General features: G+C 63.4%; 19 protein-coding genes. 8 read left to right on the plus strand and 11 right to left on the minus strand.

The window, feature by feature from the left end; genetic code table 11:
* The first annotated feature begins 20 nt into the window (after window positions 1-20).
* Together dapE and NKI99_RS12285 are read left to right on the plus strand one after the other, a co-directional pair.
* The gene (gene dapE, locus NKI99_RS12280; protein ID WP_352440610.1) at window positions 21-1,214 is read left to right on the plus strand and encodes a succinyl-diaminopimelate desuccinylase; all 1,194 of its coding nucleotides are present in this window, start codon (window positions 21-23) and stop codon (window positions 1,212-1,214) included.
* A gap of 5 nt (window positions 1,215-1,219) precedes the next feature.
* A complete protein-coding gene (locus NKI99_RS12285) occupies window positions 1,220-1,855 on the plus strand; it encodes a transporter (RefSeq protein ID WP_352440611.1) in 636 nt (211 codons plus the stop codon).
* Here NKI99_RS12285 and truA read toward each other — a convergent pair.
* From truA to def, 6 genes are all read right to left on the minus strand, one after another.
* Window positions 1,822-2,592, minus strand: coding sequence for a tRNA pseudouridine(38-40) synthase TruA (gene truA / locus NKI99_RS12290; protein WP_023810761.1), 771 nt, complete (start codon window positions 2,590-2,592; stop codon window positions 1,822-1,824). The genes NKI99_RS12285 and truA overlap by 34 nt on opposite strands.
* Before the next feature lie 121 nt (window positions 2,593-2,713).
* Window positions 2,714-3,220, minus strand: coding sequence for a GNAT family N-acetyltransferase (locus NKI99_RS12295; protein ID WP_023810760.1), 507 nt, complete (start codon window positions 3,218-3,220; stop codon window positions 2,714-2,716).
* Window positions 3,217-4,170 (minus strand): methionyl-tRNA formyltransferase, encoded by a 954-nt coding sequence (fmt, locus tag NKI99_RS12300; RefSeq protein ID WP_023810759.1) that lies wholly within the window; start codon window positions 4,168-4,170, stop codon window positions 3,217-3,219. Before fmt ends, NKI99_RS12295 begins: the two co-directional genes overlap by 4 nt.
* Before the next feature lie 43 nt (window positions 4,171-4,213).
* Entirely contained in the window at window positions 4,214-4,630 is a 417-nt protein-coding gene (locus NKI99_RS12305; protein ID WP_023810758.1) for a type II toxin-antitoxin system VapC family toxin, read from the minus strand.
* Window positions 4,631-4,635: 5 nt separating this feature from the next.
* Entirely contained in the window at window positions 4,636-4,896 is a 261-nt protein-coding gene (locus NKI99_RS12310) for a hypothetical protein (RefSeq protein ID WP_023810757.1), read from the minus strand.
* 116 nt (window positions 4,897-5,012) lie between these two features.
* Window positions 5,013-5,543, minus strand: a complete 531-nt coding sequence (gene def / locus NKI99_RS12315) for a peptide deformylase (RefSeq protein ID WP_023810756.1) — start codon at window positions 5,541-5,543, stop codon at window positions 5,013-5,015.
* A 103-nt stretch (window positions 5,544-5,646) separates the two neighbouring features.
* On the opposite strand from def, the gene NKI99_RS12320 reads away from it, so the two are divergent.
* On the plus strand, window positions 5,647-6,918 hold the full coding sequence (locus NKI99_RS12320; RefSeq protein ID WP_128304190.1) for a DNA recombination protein RmuC: 1,272 nt from the start codon (window positions 5,647-5,649) through the stop codon (window positions 6,916-6,918).
* Window positions 6,919-6,938: 20 nt separating this feature from the next.
* Here the strand turns inward: NKI99_RS12320 and NKI99_RS12325 are convergent, their stop codons facing one another.
* The 3 genes from NKI99_RS12325 to NKI99_RS12335 all read right to left on the minus strand — a co-directional run bounded on the left by NKI99_RS12325 (window position 6,939) and on the right by NKI99_RS12335 (window position 9,324).
* The gene (locus tag NKI99_RS12325) at window positions 6,939-7,343 is read right to left on the minus strand and encodes a GFA family protein (protein ID WP_023810754.1); all 405 of its coding nucleotides are present in this window, start codon (window positions 7,341-7,343) and stop codon (window positions 6,939-6,941) included.
* Between the two features lie 62 nt (window positions 7,344-7,405).
* Entirely contained in the window at window positions 7,406-8,371 is a 966-nt protein-coding gene (locus NKI99_RS12330) for a cation diffusion facilitator family transporter (RefSeq protein ID WP_352610959.1), read from the minus strand.
* A 143-nt stretch (window positions 8,372-8,514) separates the two neighbouring features.
* Window positions 8,515-9,324, minus strand: coding sequence for a transglutaminase-like domain-containing protein (locus NKI99_RS12335; protein WP_023810752.1), 810 nt, complete (start codon window positions 9,322-9,324; stop codon window positions 8,515-8,517).
* A gap of 211 nt (window positions 9,325-9,535) precedes the next feature.
* Here NKI99_RS12335 and NKI99_RS12340 point away from each other — a divergent pair, with 211 nt between their 5' ends.
* Together NKI99_RS12340 and sugE are read left to right on the plus strand one after the other, a co-directional pair.
* Window positions 9,536-9,661, plus strand: coding sequence for a hypothetical protein (locus tag NKI99_RS12340; protein ID WP_013528464.1), 126 nt, complete (start codon window positions 9,536-9,538; stop codon window positions 9,659-9,661).
* Between the two features lie 207 nt (window positions 9,662-9,868).
* Window positions 9,869-10,183, plus strand: a complete 315-nt coding sequence (gene sugE / locus NKI99_RS12345; RefSeq protein WP_013528463.1) for a quaternary ammonium compound efflux SMR transporter SugE — start codon at window positions 9,869-9,871, stop codon at window positions 10,181-10,183.
* A 139-nt stretch (window positions 10,184-10,322) separates the two neighbouring features.
* On the opposite strand, the gene NKI99_RS12350 is transcribed toward sugE, so the two are convergent.
* Window positions 10,323-10,751, minus strand: coding sequence for a DUF6481 family protein (locus tag NKI99_RS12350; protein ID WP_023761392.1), 429 nt, complete (start codon window positions 10,749-10,751; stop codon window positions 10,323-10,325).
* A gap of 301 nt (window positions 10,752-11,052) precedes the next feature.
* Between NKI99_RS12350 and NKI99_RS12355 the strand changes: the two genes are divergently transcribed.
* From NKI99_RS12355 to NKI99_RS12365, 3 genes are all read left to right on the plus strand, one after another.
* Window positions 11,053-12,108 (plus strand): LLM class flavin-dependent oxidoreductase, encoded by a 1,056-nt coding sequence (locus NKI99_RS12355; protein WP_352610960.1) that lies wholly within the window; start codon window positions 11,053-11,055, stop codon window positions 12,106-12,108.
* Between the two features lie 117 nt (window positions 12,109-12,225).
* The gene (locus NKI99_RS12360; RefSeq protein WP_352610961.1) at window positions 12,226-13,395 is read left to right on the plus strand and encodes an AI-2E family transporter; all 1,170 of its coding nucleotides are present in this window, start codon (window positions 12,226-12,228) and stop codon (window positions 13,393-13,395) included.
* A 68-nt stretch (window positions 13,396-13,463) separates the two neighbouring features.
* A complete protein-coding gene (locus tag NKI99_RS12365) occupies window positions 13,464-14,465 on the plus strand; it encodes an LLM class flavin-dependent oxidoreductase (RefSeq protein WP_023810748.1) in 1,002 nt (333 codons plus the stop codon).
* 32 nt (window positions 14,466-14,497) lie between these two features.
* On the opposite strand, the gene NKI99_RS12370 is transcribed toward NKI99_RS12365, so the two are convergent.
* Window positions 14,498-15,517 carry a LacI family DNA-binding transcriptional regulator gene (locus NKI99_RS12370; RefSeq protein ID WP_023810747.1) on the minus strand — a complete coding sequence of 340 codons (1,020 nt, stop codon included), beginning with the start codon at window positions 15,515-15,517 and terminating at the stop codon, window positions 14,498-14,500.
* Window positions 15,518-15,560 lie beyond the last annotated feature (43 nt).

Below are 15,560 nucleotides of genomic sequence, written 5' to 3' on the forward strand. Positions count from 1 at the left end.
TTTCGACTATCGCTTTTGCCATGACGCTGCCGACCGATCCCGCCGAAAACCTCGCCGCCCTTATCCGTTGCGCTTCGGTGACGCCCGCTGAGGGCGGCGCGCTGACCGCGCTGGAGACGATGCTCAAACCGCTCGGCTTCCTGGTCGATCGGCCGGTGTTTTCCGAAGACGGCACGCCCGATATCGAAAACCTCTATGCAAGGCGCTCCGGCAATGGCCCGCATCTGATGTTCGCCGGACACACCGACGTGGTGCCTGTCGGCGACGAAGCCGCCTGGACGCATCCGCCTTTCGCCGCCGAGATCGCCAATGGCGAGATGTATGGCCGCGGCGCCGTCGACATGAAGGGCGGCATTGCCTGTTTCATCGCCGCCGTGGCGCGCCATGTCGAGGCCAATGGCGGTCCGAAAGGGTCGGTCTCGCTGCTGATCACCGGCGACGAGGAAGGCCCCGCGATCAACGGCACGGTGAAGCTGCTCGAATGGGCGGCTTCGCGGGGCGAGAAATGGGATGCCTCTGTCGTCGGCGAGCCGACCAATCCGGACGCTCTCGGCGACATGATCAAGATCGGCCGCCGCGGCTCGATGTCCGGCGCCGTCACCGTCAATGGCCGCCAGGGCCATGTCGCCTATCCCCTGCTTGCCGACAATCCGGTGCGCGGGCTGATGAGCCTGGTCGACGCCTTGCTGCATCCGGTTTTCGACAAGGGAACCAGGGATTTCCAGCCGACCAATCTGGAGATCACCTCCATCGATGTAGGCAACCCCGCCACCAATGTCATTGCGGCCAAAGCGACCGCGACCTTCAACATCCGCTTCAACGACACCTGGACGGACGAGACCCTGCAGGCCGAGATCCACAACCGGCTCGACCAGGCGGCCAGGCGCAAGAAGTACCGGCAGGGCAAGAAGACGCCGGTCGACTACGAGCTCGTCTGGCGCGACCGGCCTAGCCATGTCTTTCTGACGCGCGACGACAGGCTTATCGAAACGCTGCGCGGCTCGATCAAGTCGGCGGTCGGCAAGGAGCCGACGCTGTCCACCTCCGGTGGAACGTCCGACGCGCGTTTCATCAAGGACTATTGTCCGGTGGTCGAGTTCGGGCTGGTCGGCAAGACAATGCACATGGTCGACGAGCGCGTCGCCATTGCCGATCTCGAAACGCTGACGCAAATTTACCAGCGCTTCATAGAAGACTGGTTCGGACAGGGCTGAACGGCATGCTTTCGGCGGACGAAACCCAAGCTTCGCTGACGGGCGCCTGGCGATTGATGCTCGGCAAGGTCGACGGCCTGCGCCTGCTCGACCTATCGGCCGACGGCTTCTGGAATTCCTTCTTCGCCATTGTCGTTGCAGCACCGGCGCTGATCGTCGGCTGGGTCGGCATCGCCAACGAAATCGGCGATCCCGACGCCTTCGCGGGGCGCTTCAGCATGCTGGTGCGCCTGGCGACGGTCGACATCGGCTCCTGGGTGCTGCCGCTGGTTGCGCTCGCTTTGATCGCGCCGCGCGCCGGCATCGGCGGCCGCTTCGTCCACTACGTCGTCGCCAGCAACTGGGCTTCGGCCATCACCGCCTGGCTGATGCTGCCCTCGGCGCTGATCCGGCTTTTCCTGTCGTCCGCAAGCCAGGCTGCGAGCCTTGTGTCGCTGTTCCTGTTTGCCCTGTCGATGGTGCTGACCTGGCGCATGACCAACGCCACGATCGGCAGGGGCGCATCGGTCGGCACCGCCGTTTTCGTCGGCATGTTCATCGCCTCGCTGCTGGTGCTGTTCGGCCTGCAGACGCTGCTCGGCATCACCGTGCCGGACGATGTCGGAGTTCAGAGCCTGTCCGGGCTCGTCTCGACTGGATAATCGACACCGGTGAGAAACAGCCCGTCGGGCGGCGCCACCTGGCCGCAGGCGGCGCGGTCGTGCGCCTCGAGCGCCGTTTTCAGGTCGGCCGCGCTCCAGCCGCCGTCGCCGACGCGCTTCAGTGAGCCGACCATCGAACGCACCTGGTTGTGCAGGAACGAGCGCGCCGAAGCCCTGACCTCGACTATGTCGCCCTGTCGGCTCACATCGAGCCGTTCCAGCGTCCTGATCGGGCTGTTGGCCTGGCACTGGGTCGAGCGGAAGGTGGTGAAGTCATGCCGTCCGAGCAGGACTTTCGCCGCTTCGTGCATGGCGCCGGCGTCGAGCCGCTTCGGCACCCACCACACCTTGCCCTTGTCGAGCGCGGCCGGGGCACGGCGGTTTAGGATGCGGTAGAGATAGTGGCGGCCGATGGCCGAGAAGCGGGCGTCGAAGCTGTCGGAAACGACCGTCGCTTTCAAGATGGCGATGCGCGCCCCGGCCGCCTGCAGATGGGCGTTGACGGCATCGCGCACCTTGTCGCCCGGCCACGCCTTGACGAGATCGACATGCGCCACCTGCGCTGTCGCATGCACGCCGGCATCGGTGCGGCCGGCGGCGCGCAGCCTGATCGCTTCGCCGCAGAATTTTTCGATCGCCCGCTCGATCGCCTGTTGCACCGAAGGCTGATCCGCCTGGTGCTGCCAGCCGGCAAACAGGCTGCCATCATATTCGATGTCGAGGCGAAAACGCGGCATTTGCGACTAGAGCTCTCGCCTCGGGCAATTCCAGGAAAAGTGTGAAACGGTTTTCCGTTCGGAATTGCGTTCAAACAAAGAGGTAGAGCAGTTCGCCGTTTCCATGAAACGGTGGACTGTTCTAGGCGGCGAGAGCGGTGAAGGCGGAGGCGTATACCAGCCTGCCGGCGTCAGGCGCGTCGCCCCAAGCCAGCGCCTGCAGCGCTTCGCCCTGGTATTCGCTCTCGAAGTTCTCGGCACGCGTGTGGCTATATCCGAAACGCCCGTAATAGGTGGGGTCGCCGAGCACCACGGCCAGCGTTTCGCCGGCATCCCTGAGGCGGATATGCGCCTCGCGGATCAGCGCGCCGCCGATGCCGCTGCCATGGAACGAGGGCTCCACCGCCAGCGGCGCGAGCGCCACGGCGGCGAAGGTCTTGCCGCCATTCTGGACGAACAGCCGCGAAAACAGGATGTGGCCGACCACCTGGCCGTCCTCTTCCGCCACCAGTTCGGCAACAGCGTTGCCGCCAGTCACCAGCGCGTCGACCAGACCGGCCTCCGCCTGCTGGCCGAAAGCGTGTTCCTCGACGAGGCGGATGGCCTCGCGATCCCGCGGCGTTGCCGCGCGTATCGACATCATGCTCATGAGAATTTCAGTCCTTTTTCGATCTTGGCCCCGCGCAGGAATTCCGACGCGGCAGCGGGCTTTCCGCCCGCCCGTTGAACTTCGACCAGCCTGATCGCGCCTGCCCCGCAGGCGACCGTCAGCCGGTCATCGAGAATTCCTCCCGACTCGCCCAACTCTTCCCAAAGCGACAGGCCTTGCGACAGCGTCGAGCGAAGCAGTTTCAGCCGCTCCCGGCGGCCGCCAATTCCTATCTCCGACCAGGCGCCGGGAAAGGGCGACAGGCCGCGAATATGATTGTGGACCTCACTTGCTGAGCGAGTCCAGTCCACGCGAGTCTCGGATTTATCGATTTTCTTGGCGTAGGTCACCCCCTCCACAGCTTGTGTGGTGAATGTCAGGGTGTTCCCTTCCAACCGCGCCAGCGCTTCCACCATCAAGGCAGCACCGACGCTCATCAACCGATCATGCAAATCGCCGGCTGTCATATCGGGTTCGATGGCGCATTTTTCAATCAGCCCGACCGGGCCGGTGTCCAGCCCCTCTTCCATGCGCATCACCATCATGCCGCTTTCCAGGTCGCCGGCCATGATGGCGCGCTGGATAGGCGCGGCACCGCGCCAGCGCGGCAGAAGCGAGGCATGGCCGTTGATGCAGCCGAGCCGGGTCGCCTCCAAAACCGCCTTCGGCAGCAGCAAGCCATAGGCGACGACCACAGCGACGTCGGCCCGCAAGGCACGGAAGGCGGTCTGCTCGGCCTCGCCTTTGAGCGAAACCGGCGCTCGCACCTCGATGCCCAGTCGCTCCGCCTCGCGCTGCACCGGCGACGGTGTCAGCTCCAGCCCGCGCCGTCCGGCAGCGCGCGGCGGCTGGGTATAGACGACTGATATCTCATGGCCAGCCTCGGCGATCGCGCGCAAAGTCGGCACCGAAAACTCCGGCGTGCCCATGAAGATGACGCGAAGGGGCATTTTTCTTCCGAGACCTTCTCTCTACCTGCGCCGGGAAGTCAGCTCAGGCTTCAAACGGGTTTACCAGCTTCAGGTCAAGTCCGTCGAAGTCTCGAACGTTGCGGGTGGCAAGCGTGGCGTCGTGCACCTGGCAGATCGCAGCTATCATCGCGTCCTTGGTTTCGACAGGTCTGCCAGCGAGTCGTCTTGCCGCGGCAATGCGGCCATAGTGTTCTGCGGGCAGATCCCCAAAAACCAGGATCCGACCCGAAAATTCGCCCCGGATCCTCGAAATGCTTTGGAGAAGACCATCCCGCCGGATGGCCTCCTGAACGAGGTAGGCTCCGAAATAGAGCTCTGCAAAAACAATGGTGGAGAGGAAAAGGGTCGCAGGCTCTTGGCCATTCAACCAGTTGAGAACGTTTTTGCTCCGTTGCCGCGATAGCACGTCCGATATGACGTTGGTGTCCAGTATAATCATTTCGGTCAACGGAAATCAGGCGGCCCACGATCGGCCTCACTTCGCGACCTCGCTATTTCCTGAATCTCGTCGCTTGTGAAACGATCATCGCCGACGAGCGAATAGAGGCGATCGCCGACTTTTTCGGCGCCAGCAAATTGTGTTGCAAAACCCTTCTGTATCAAGACGACCGCTTCCTCCGAAAGGCTGCGCCTGTTCAGCCGCGCACTTTCCTCGAGACGCCGTTTCAATTCCGGATTGATCCCACGGATCAGCATGTCACCCATAGACACCTCCTACGTGATATCACTGATATCACAGCAAGTCGGTATTTTCAATCGAAGGTTCGTGAAGCTGAACCGCCGAGGCTGATCGGAGGGGCCGTGCTCCGACAGAGCATGCCCTATCCCACCAGCTTGCCCGGCGCTTTGTCCTTGGCGAGCTTCTTGAATTTCTTCACCACCATGTCGCGCTTCAGCTTCGAGATGTGGTCGATGAACAGGACGCCATTGAGGTGGTCGATCTCATGCTGCAGGCAGGTGGCCATCAGGCCCTCGGCCTCCATCTCCTGCAGCTTGCCGTCGCGGTCGAGATACTTGACCCGTACGGCGGCCGGGCGTTCGACCTCGGCGTAATAATCCGGGATCGACAGGCAGCCTTCCTCGTAGACGGAGCGCGCATCGGCGCTCTCCAGGATTTCCGGATTGATGAAGACATGCGGCGCCGGCGTCTCGTCTTCCTTGGCGAGATCGATCACCAGCAAGCGCAGCGGCTCGCCGATCTGGATTGCCGCCAGACCGATGCCCGGTGCGTCATACATGGTCGCCAGCATGTCGTCGGCTAATTTGCGCAGGGGCGCGTCGACACGCTCCACCGGTTGGGAAACCTGGCGCAGGATGGGGTCGGGAAGGATGATGAGCGGCTTGATCGGCATGGCGTTCCACGTAAGACCTCCAGCGAAAAGCGTCAACCGGTTGGCATGAGGCTCGTTCACGTTTTGATCTGTGCTATCGCGGCGAATCGTCTATGCTGTCCACATGAATGATTTGAGCACCATCCTTTCGGAGCCTGTCGCCCGGCTTGGCGCCACAACCATCACGCTCGGCCATGCGCTGGCCTTCGGCGCTTTGCTGTTTCTGGCCCTGTTCGTGGCGCTGGTCGTTGCGCTGTGGCGGTCGGCGAAGGCGCGCGCCGTGGCGGCTGCGGAAGCCGCCGATCATGCCCGCGATGCCGAGGCGCGGATGGCCGGAATTCTGCAAAGCCAGGCCGAAATGCAGGGTCGCATGGGCGCCATTGCGGAAGTGTTCGGCGCACGGCAGGCGGAGCTGACGCAATCGATCGGCCAGCGCCTGGACGCCATGACCGGCCGGCTCGGCCAGACCATGACCGAGCAGACGAAATCCACGCATGAGAGCCTGGCCAAGTTGCAGGAGCGGCTGGCTATCATCGATGTCGCGCAGGGCAACATCCAATCGCTCGCCGGCCAGGTCGTGCAGCTGCAGGCGATCCTCTCCAACAAGCAGACGCGCGGTGCTTTCGGCCAGTCGCGCATGGAGGCGATCGTTGCCGACGGCCTGCCGCATGGCGCCTATGAATTCCAGGCGACGCTGTCGAACGGCAGCCGTCCCGACTGCCTGGTGAAGATGCCGAACGGCGCGCCGTCGCTGGCCATCGACGCCAAGTTTCCGCTCGAGGCCTGGAATGCCATCCGCGCCGCCGACGGCGCCGACCTGCAGAAGGCCGCCTCGCAGGCCTTCCGCCGCGACATCGAGATCCATGTCCGCGATATCTCGGAAAAATACCTGATCCAGGGCGAGACGCAGGACACGGCCTTCATGTTCGTGCCGTCGGAATCGGTGTTCGCCGAGATCCACGAGAATTTCGAGGCGATCGTCCATAAGGCGCACCGTGCCCGAATTGTCATCGTCTCGCCGTCGCTGCTGATGCTGTCGATCCAGGTCATCCAGGCGATCCTCAAGGATGCCCGCATGCGCGAACAGGCGCATCTGATCCAGGGCGAGGTCATTCGGCTGATGGAGGATGTCGCGCGTGTCGATGAGCGGGTGCGCAAGCTGCAGGTCCATTTCGGCCAGTCGGCCAAGGACATCGACGACATCCTGGTTTCGACGTCGAAGGTCACCAAGCGCGGCCAGAAGATCGAAGCGCTGGAGTTCGGCGCGCAGCCCGACGGCGATGCCGCCGCGGACGCAGCGTCACGGGCTCCCGCCGCGAAAGTCGATACTGGCGCGCGCGTTGCCGATTCGAAAACCGGGCAGCTCAGGCTGAGGGTCGTCGAAGGCGACGACTGAGCAGCAGCGCCGGATCCGCCCTACTGCTCTTCCTTGGTCGTCATACCCGGGAATTCCGGCAACCAGGGCAGCGCCGAGCGGTGCCAGCTTTGCCGTCTCGGGACCAGCTGTTCACGTTGCCGCGCCGTGCCGACCCGGATGCCATAAACCTTCGGCCCGTCGCCAACCGATGTCGCGTAGAGATGCGAGCCGCACTCGCCGCAAAAGCCCTGCGCGCGCTTGTCGCCGCTCGATCCTGTCTTGATATAGACCTTTGGCGCACCCTTGGTGATCCGGTAGTGGCCTTCCGGCGCGCCCACGGTCACGCGAAAAGCCGTTCCGGTCAGTTGTTGGCAATCGGTGCAGTGGCAGATTCCGGTGTTCTCCGGGTCGACCTCCGCCTCGTAGGTGATGGCGCCACAATGGCAGCCGCCGTCGATTTTCATCTTCGCTCCTCCAAAGTCCCTTTAATCCTAGCGGGGGAAGACCGTGAGGCAATGGCGCAGCGCTAGTCCAGAGCCGGATCGGATGCGTTCTCGATCAGCCTGCGCCGCTGCTCCCAGGTGCCTGACGTCTGCGGCTTGACGAACAGCCGTGTGATCTCCGGCATCTCATTCTTCAGCTGCGCCTCCAGGCGCTCGACGCAAGCTTCGATCTCGGGCGCCGTCAAATGGTCCTCGAACTCGATGCTCAGGCCGGCGACGATCTCTGCCGGCCCCATATGGACGGTCAGGACGCCGTTCGCCCGCTGCACCGCCGGATCCTGCTGGGCGATCGCCAGCACCTTCATCTGCACCTCGAGAGAGGCCGGCTCGCCGATCAGCAGGCCCTTGCTTTCGCGGGCCAGGAAGATTGCCGTCGCGCCCAGGATCAGCCCAATGCCGATGGAGGCGGCGCCGTCGAGTTCCGGCATCCCCAGAACTTCCGCCGCCAGGATGCCGGCGAACGCGACGATCAGGCCGAGAAGTGCTGCGCTGTCCTCGAACAGCACGGTGTAGACGCTCGGGTCCTTGCTCGACTGCACCGCCCGCAGCCAGCCCTGCTTGCCCTTCTGCTGGCGGAACTCTTTCAGCGCCACCCACCACGAACTGCCTTCGAACAGGAAGGAAAGGCCGAGCACGATGTAGGTCACCTCGGCGTTGGCGACCGGCTCCGGCGCCATCATATGGATCACGCCTTCGTAGAACGACACGCCGGCGCCCAGCGCGAAGACGAGGAGCGCGACGATGAAGCTCCAGAAGTAGAGTTCCCGGCCGTGACCGAGGGGATGCGTCCGGTCGGCCGGGCGGGCGGCACGGTGCATGCCGTAGAGCAGCAGGCCGCCATTGCCGGTATCGACCAGCGAATGCACGCCCTCCGACAGCATCGCCGAACTGCCGGTAAAGGCGGCGGCGGCGAACTTGGTCAGCGCGATGGCGAAATTGCCGGCGAGCGCCGCGTAGATCACCTTTTTTGAGCCGCCGTGCCCGGCCATGGTGCTGTCCCCATTCGATGCACACCCAGTCTAATGGTCAGATGGAAGAAGCTCCACAGCCACCACAACGTGTGAACCGCTGGCTCGTTCAAAAACGGCGGTCGTTAAAGAGGTCTGTCGTTAGAGACTGGTAGGCAGAACGACTACTCGATGATCTCGCTGGTCCACACCTTGAAGCCGGCAAGCGTTCCCGGCCCGAATATATGGGTCAACGGAACGTCGGCGGCGTCGCGGCCGGAGGCGATCAGGATGCGGCCGATGCGCGGTGCATTGTTGCGCGGGTCGAAGACATGCCAGCGGCCGCCGAGATAGACTTCCATCCAGGCGCAGAAATCCATGCTCGCCCATGGTTTCGGCATACCGATGTCGCTGATGTAGCCGGTGCAATAGCGCGTCGGGATGTTGAGTGCCCGGCAGAAGGTGACCGCGAGATGCGCATAGTCGCGGCACACGCCGCTCTGTTCGCGATAGGCTTCCGCGGCGGTGCGTGTCGGCCGAGCATTGCCGTAGTTGAAGACGATGTGATTGTGGACGAAGTCGCAGACCGCCTGCACGCGCGGAATGCCCAGCGGCGTGTTGCCGAACAGCCGCCACGCTTCATCAGCCAGAAGGTCGCTTTCGCAAAAACGGCTGGGCAGCAGAAACAGCAGCGTGTCCGCCGGCAGATCGCGCACCTCGTGCTGCCAGGCCATCAGGTCGCCCATCTCGAAAGTGCCGGGATCGCGGATCACCGCGTCGGTGCCGAAGGTGAAACGCCCGGGTGGCGCGACGAACCGGTTGCACCAGTTGCCGAAACTGTCGCGATAGCTTTCGATCGGCACCGGCGGGTTGGAGATCAGGAAATCCGGCCGCTCGAGATCGGAGGCACGCGAATAGTGGACATTCAGCATTGCGATGAGCGGCGTTTCCTGCGGAAAGTCGAAGCTCATCTCGCAGCCGATGTGAATTCGCATTGTCGTCCTGACGGCCTGCCTGACGATCACCGGGCGGAGGCACGGGTTGATGCTGCAGTGCGAAGACAACCATGGCATGGACCGCCATGGTTTACGAGCAAATTAGAAACCGGTTGAAAGCGAGCCGCTGACGGCGGCAGCAGTCGCTAACCCCTTGCAGTCCGGCGGTTCTCTTGTTTCACTTCGCTTCCCACATCAGGAGGAACGAATCATGGCTAAAGGTGCGATGAAGGCAGGCAAGGAAGCCCGCAAGCCGAAGAAGGACGCCAAGAAGCCCGCCCCGGCTCCGGCCCTGAAGGCGCCGCCGGTGAAGGCGATGAAGCTCAAGGACAAGTAAGTCCGGCCGATTTGCTTCGAAATGGGATTGCGACCGGCAGCGCTGTTGCCGGTCGTTGTTGATCGAGCGCTCGAAATTCCTATCTTGGCGTGGCGGGGACGACCTCGCGCTTCCCCAAAATCCGGACGGGACGACCCGCCATTGTTTGACTGATCGTCGGACGCCGAAAATCGCTTTTCGGCCCGATGCTCTGATGGAGCGTTGTCGATGTCGTGGATTCTTCTCTTTTTCGCCGGCCTGTTCGAGATCGGCTGGGCAATCGGCCTCAAATACACCGATGGCTTCTCGAAGCTGGTGCCGACCGTGCTGACCGTTGCCTCGATGGTCGTCAGCCTCACTCTGCTCGGCCTGGCGCTGAAGGCGCTGCCCGTCGGCACCGCCTATGCGGTGTGGACCGGCATCGGCACCGTCGGTACGGCACTGCTCGGCATCTGGCTGCTCGGCGAACCAGCCACCGCGATCAGGCTGGCCTGCATTGCGCTCATTGTCTGCGGCATCATGGGATTGAAGTTCGCCGCCTGACCGATAGCGCTTCTTGTTTTATGCATGTCGTCCTCCCAAAACCGGGACCACTTATGGGCGACATGCATGGGACAAACACAATCAGGGCCGCTGCGAGGCGACCCTGATTCTCGAAGCCGATTGCTTCGTAGCCTGGAGGCTAGCGGGCCGAGAAGCCCGGCGGCGTCCTGCCGGTGCGCTGCTTGCGTGCCGCATAACGCGCGTCACGCTTGGCCTTGCGCTCGGCTTCATCGGCCAGAAAACGGGCGATGCGCTCGTTCTCTTCGGATTCCCGAATCTTGGCCTCAGCCTGTGCAGCTTCCTCGGCGGCGATACGTGCCGCTTCGGCTGCTGCCTCGCGCTCGGCCTTCTCAACCGCTTCGCGTGCCAGCTTCTCCTGCTTCAGCCGGGCCTTTTCGGCCTCGCGGATTTCGCGAGCCGCAAGGATAGCCTTGCGTTCAGCCTGCCGCGCCAGCACTGCGGGATCATCCGCCGCCGGCTTTGCCTTGAAGCGCTCGAGGAGCGCCTTCTTTGCCTCGTTTGCGGCGTTGCGCCGCTCGAAAACGTCTTTTTCCCTGTAGATAGCCAAGTCCACTTCCCTGAAGTCAATTCGCGACGCTTACATACGCGCGAAAACCGAGAGTTCAAGCGCCAAAACGGCATGGCAGCCATGAAATTGTCGGCTGTTGCAGCCGGGAGACGCCTTTGGAGCAATTCCAGGAGAAGTGTGAAGCGGTTTTCCCGGGAAAAGCGCGCAGCGCTTTCCCTTGGGAATTGCGACGAAGAGATAGAGTCGAAAACGACATGCACTGTTCACCGTCGCCCCTCTGGCAGCGAGGTTGGCGGATGGCTACGTCTAGCGGCAAATTCCAACATCAGGATGACATTAGATGGAACTCGGTCTCTACACCTTCGCCGACGTCAGCCCGCAGCCGGGCCCCGGCGCAATCGGCCCGCATGAGCGGCTGCGCAACCTGATCGAGGAGGTCGAGCTGGCCGATCAGGTCGGTCTCGACGTCTTCGGCCTCGGCGAGCATCACCGGCCCGACTATGCCGCCTCCGCACCGGTCGTGGCCTTGGCCGCGGCGGCCGAGCGTTCGACGCGCATCAAGCTGACCAGCGCGGTCACCGTTCTGTCCTCCGACGACCCGGTACGCGTTTTCCAGCAATTCGCCACGCTCGATCTTCTGTCGGGCGGCCGCGCCGAGATCATGGCCGGGCGTGGCTCGTTCATCGAATCCTTCCCGCTGTTCGGTTACAACCTCGAGGACTATGACGAGCTGTTCGCCGAAAAGCTCGATCTGCTGCTTGCCATCCGCGACAGCGTGAAGGTCACCTGGTCGGGCAATCTGCGCGCGCCGATCAACGATCGCGGCGTTTATCCCCGGCCCTTCCAGGACAGGCTGCCGGTCTGGATCGCCATTGGCGGCACGCCGCAGTCTGCCGCCCGCGCTGGCGCGCTCGGCCTGCCGCTGGCGCTCGCCATCATTGGCGGCGAGCCGGCGCGTTTCGCGCCGCTGTTCGATCTCTACCGCGAAGCCGCCAAGCGCGCCGGCAGTGATCCCGCGGGCCTCGCCACCAGCATCAACGTGCACGGCTTCATCGCCGAGACGACCGAGCAGGCGGCCGACGATTTTTACGGCCCGCAGGCGGAAGTCATGAACCGCATCGGCCGCGAGCGCGGCTGGGGTCCGACATCCCAAGCGCATTTCGACCAGTCGCGTGGCCCGAACGGTGCCTTGTTCGTCGGCAGTCCCGAGCAGGTCGCCGAAAAGATCGTCGCCCAGCACAGGATCTTCAAAAACGACCGCTTCCTGCTGCAAATGGCGATCGGCACCATGCCGCATGCCAAGATCATGAAGGCGATCGAACTCTACGGCACCAGGGTGGCGCCAATCGTACGCAAGGAAACAGCTGAGCCGGCACCGGCAGCGCCGGTCGCCTGACCCGGAGTCCGGTGCGAGCGGCCTCATTCCGGAAGCCGGCTCATGGAACCTGCGCCCATAACTCTGCGTTCATGCAGGCAATAGCCGATCGCCGAGGGCGCCGGCTCGAGGGTGAGCATGAAAACCGAACCCGCTGCCTTGGCTCACGCCGTCGCCGACGAATCGGATTCGCGCGTTGCGGCCCGCGCCGACACGCATCTGATGCGTTCGCTGCTCGTCGGCATTTTCCTGTTCATGGCCATCTATGCGCTCTACTTCGCTCGCGCTTTCTTCATGCCGGTCATTCTGGCTTTCCTGCTGGCGCTGACGCTGACGCCGATCGTTAGGCTCCTGCGCAGGCACGGCATCTCCGAAGTGATTTCGGCGACCCTTCTGGTGCTGGTGTCGATCTGCATCTTTGCCAGCGTAGGCTACCTGCTCAGCGGACCGATCATCGACCTCATCAACAACACCTCTTCGATAGGCCAGCAACTTGCCGAACGGCTGGCACAATTGCGCCGCCCGCTCGAGAAGATCATGCAGATTTCGCATCAGATCGAACAGCTGACCCAGACTTCGCAGGAGCCGGGCATTCAGAGGGTGGCGGTGGCGCAGTCCGGCATCCTGTCGGCGGCCGCCAGCAACATCCTGTCGGCGGGAACAGGCCTGACCATCATCTTCGTGCTGTCGCTGTTCCTGCTCGCCTCCGGCACGATGTTTTATGAAAAGATCATCCAGTCCTTCGCCCGCCTCAGCGAAAAGAAACGGGCGCTGCGCGTCGTCTATGACGTCGAGCGCGAAATCTCGCACTATCTGCTCACCGTCACCATCATCAATGCCGGCCTTGGCACAGTCATCGCTCTCGGTCTGTGGGCGCTTGGCATGCCCAATCCGCTGGTCTGGGGAGCCGCCGCGGCGTTGCTCAACTTCTTGCCCTATGTCGGAGCGCTGATCACCATTGCGCTTGTCACGGTCATGGCGTTGATCAGCTTCGATACCATCTTCTACGCGCTTCTGGCGCCGGCCTTCGTGATCTTGTGCGACATCGTCGAAGGCCAGTTCGTGACGCCGATGGTGGTCGGCCGGCGCCTGGAGATCAACGCCGTGGCGATCTTGATCGCCATCGCCTTCTGGTCATGGCTGTGGGGCTTCGTCGGCGCCCTGATGGCGGTGCCGCTGCTGGTCGTCATCAAGGTATTCTGCGATCATTTCGACGGGCTCAGCCATGTCGGCAATTTTCTCTCCGCGCAGCACGCGATTGTCGTCGAGGAGGACGACATCGCCGACCCCGAAGCTGTCAAAGGCTGATCAATATTTTTGAATTTGCGGCGCCGCCGGATGCTTCCTACATGCGGTCCTGACACAGGATCCCACCCATGACCGCTCTTTCCGTTCTCGACCTGTCGCCGATCGTCGAAGGCAGCGATGCCTCGCAGTCGCTGGCCAACTCGCTCGATCTTGCCCGCCATGCCGAGCGCCTGGGCTACAAGCGTTTCTGGCTGGCCGAGCATCACAACATGCCGGGTATCGCCAGCGCGGCCACAGCCGTCGTCATTGCCCATGTCGCCGGCGGCACCAAGACCATTCGCGTCGGCGCCGGCGGTATCATGCTGCCCAACCATTCGCCGCTTGTGATTGCCGAGCAGTTCGGCACGCTGGCCGCCTTGCATCCGGGCCGCATCGATCTCGGCATCGGCCGGGCGCCCGGCACCGACATGGGCACCGCCCGTGCCTTGCGCCGCAATCTCGAGGCCGGGGTCGACAATTTCCCTCAGGATGTCGTCGAGCTGATGGGCTATTTCCAGCCGGCTGAGGAAGGCCAGCGTATCCGCGCCGTGCCCGGCGAAGGCCAGGACGTGCCGGTCTGGATTCTTGGCTCCAGCCTCTACGGCGCGCAGCTCGCCGCCATGCTCGGCCTGCCCTACGCCTTCGCTTCGCATTTCGCGCCGGCGGAGCTGGATCACGCGCTGGATGTCTACCGCTCGCGCTTCCAGCCGTCCGAGCAGCTCGACAAGCCGCATGTCATGCTCGGCCTCAATGTCTTCGCCGCGCCCACCGATGCGGAGGCCCGTTTGTTGTTCACCTCGCTGCAACAGGCTTTCGTCAATCTGCGCACCGGTCGGGCCGGCCGGCTGCCGCCACCTGTCGAGAACTATGACCGCGATCTCGATCCGATGGCAAAGACAATGCTCGGCCAGGCATTGTCCTGCGCCGTCGTAGGCTCCCCGGAAACGGTGCGGCAAGGCATCGATGCCTTCGTGCGCCGCACCGGCGCCGACGAACTGATGGTCACCGCGCAGATTTTTGATCATGCGGCGCGGGTGCGATCGTTCGAGATCCTGGCCGAGGCGCACAAATCCTTGTCGCAGGCGGCCTGACAAATCCTGGTACGACTTACGCCGGGGGAAGGCTACGCGCTCACGCTCTGCGCAATCGCGCCGAGCGGACGGCATGAATTGCGGATCATCAGCCGGCCCTTGAGCAAAAGCTTGCGCGGCGGCGCGTCCCTGTTGCCGGCGAGACGGTCGAGAAGCAGATTGGCCGCCTGTTCTCCGATCGCCTGCACCGGCTGGGCCACCGTGGTCAACTGCGGCTGGAACACGTCGGACCATGGAAAGTCGTCGAAGCAGGCGACCGAAATGTCTTCCGGGCAGGACAGGCCGATGTCGCGGATCGCCTTCATGGTGCCGATCACCATCGGGTTGTTGGCCGAGAAGATAGCACTTGGCCGATCATGCGAGGAAAGCATCTGCATGGTTTCGTTATAGCCGTCGATCTCATGGAAATTGCCGAAGCGGATCAGTTCTTCGGCGATCGGCAGGCCGGCGGCGTGAAGCGCCTCGCGATATCCCGCCATGCGGTCATGCATCGGCGAGATGTCCGAGGTGCCGGTGATGTAACCGATGCGCCGGTGGCCGAGATTGATCAGATAGGTGATGGCGTCGAACACCGCGCGCTGGTTGTCCAGCACCACGGCATCGGTGTCGACGCCTTTGCAGATACGATCGAGCAGCACGACCGGCACGTTGGCGTCGTCGACGATCCGCTTGAGGATCGCGCCGTCGCCGACGCGCGCCACGATCAGCCCGTCGACCATGCGGTCGAGCAGCAGCCTGATCTGGTCGTCCTGGGTGTTCAAATCCTCGTCCGTGCAGCACAGCATGACGGCATAGCCGGCCCGGTCGAAGGCCTGCTGGATGACCGAGACGACATCGGTGAAGAACGGGTTGGTGATGTGCGGCACGGTCAGTCCGATGGTGCGGGTCGTGCCCATCTTCAGGCTGCGGGCGATCGCGTTGCGCTTGTAGCCGATATCGCGGATCGCCTGCTCGATGCGCTGGCTAAGCTCCGGGCTGACCGTCGCCGTGCCATTGATCAGCGCCGAAACGGTGGCGACAGAAACACGCGCCGCTTCAGCCACATGAAGCATGGTGGGCGCGGTGGATTTGCGGTGTCTTTTTTGCCCTGACGCT

Origin of the sequence: Mesorhizobium sp. M0239, from assembly GCF_040321815.1 — a bacterium.
GTDB lineage: Bacteria > Pseudomonadota > Alphaproteobacteria > Rhizobiales > Rhizobiaceae > Mesorhizobium.

Excerpts from the sequence above, each read along its gene's own strand:
- dapE (WP_352440610.1), top strand. The coding sequence starts at position 21 with ATGACGCTGCCGACCGATCCCGCCGAAAACCTCGCCGCCCTTATCCGT.
- fmt (WP_023810759.1), bottom strand. The coding sequence starts at position 4,170 with ATGCCCCTTCGCGTCATCTTCATGGGCACGCCGGAGTTTTCGGTGCCG.
- NKI99_RS12365 (WP_023810748.1), top strand. The coding sequence starts at position 13,464 with ATGACCGCTCTTTCCGTTCTCGACCTGTCGCCGATCGTCGAAGGCAGC.
- NKI99_RS12295 (WP_023810760.1), bottom strand. The coding sequence starts at position 3,220 with ATGAGCATGATGTCGATACGCGCGGCAACGCCGCGGGATCGCGAGGCC.
- NKI99_RS12330 (WP_352610959.1), bottom strand. The coding sequence starts at position 8,371 with ATGGCCGGGCACGGCGGCTCAAAAAAGGTGATCTACGCGGCGCTCGCC.
- NKI99_RS12360 (WP_352610961.1), top strand. The coding sequence starts at position 12,226 with ATGAAAACCGAACCCGCTGCCTTGGCTCACGCCGTCGCCGACGAATCG.
- NKI99_RS12370 (WP_023810747.1), bottom strand. The coding sequence starts at position 15,517 with ATGCTTCATGTGGCTGAAGCGGCGCGTGTTTCTGTCGCCACCGTTTCG.
- NKI99_RS12310 (WP_023810757.1), bottom strand. The coding sequence starts at position 4,896 with ATGGGTGACATGCTGATCCGTGGGATCAATCCGGAATTGAAACGGCGT.
- NKI99_RS12340 (WP_013528464.1), top strand. The coding sequence starts at position 9,536 with ATGGCTAAAGGTGCGATGAAGGCAGGCAAGGAAGCCCGCAAGCCGAAG.
- sugE (WP_013528463.1), top strand. The coding sequence starts at position 9,869 with ATGTCGTGGATTCTTCTCTTTTTCGCCGGCCTGTTCGAGATCGGCTGG.
- def (WP_023810756.1), bottom strand. The coding sequence starts at position 5,543 with ATGCCGATCAAGCCGCTCATCATCCTTCCCGACCCCATCCTGCGCCAG.
- NKI99_RS12305 (WP_023810758.1), bottom strand. The coding sequence starts at position 4,630 with ATGATTATACTGGACACCAACGTCATATCGGACGTGCTATCGCGGCAA.
- NKI99_RS12325 (WP_023810754.1), bottom strand. The coding sequence starts at position 7,343 with ATGAAAATCGACGGCGGCTGCCATTGTGGCGCCATCACCTACGAGGCG.
- truA (WP_023810761.1), bottom strand. The coding sequence starts at position 2,592 with ATGCCGCGTTTTCGCCTCGACATCGAATATGATGGCAGCCTGTTTGCC.
- NKI99_RS12335 (WP_023810752.1), bottom strand. The coding sequence starts at position 9,324 with ATGCGAATTCACATCGGCTGCGAGATGAGCTTCGACTTTCCGCAGGAA.
- NKI99_RS12285 (WP_352440611.1), top strand. The coding sequence starts at position 1,220 with ATGCTTTCGGCGGACGAAACCCAAGCTTCGCTGACGGGCGCCTGGCGA.
- NKI99_RS12355 (WP_352610960.1), top strand. The coding sequence starts at position 11,053 with ATGGAACTCGGTCTCTACACCTTCGCCGACGTCAGCCCGCAGCCGGGC.
- NKI99_RS12320 (WP_128304190.1), top strand. The coding sequence starts at position 5,647 with ATGAATGATTTGAGCACCATCCTTTCGGAGCCTGTCGCCCGGCTTGGC.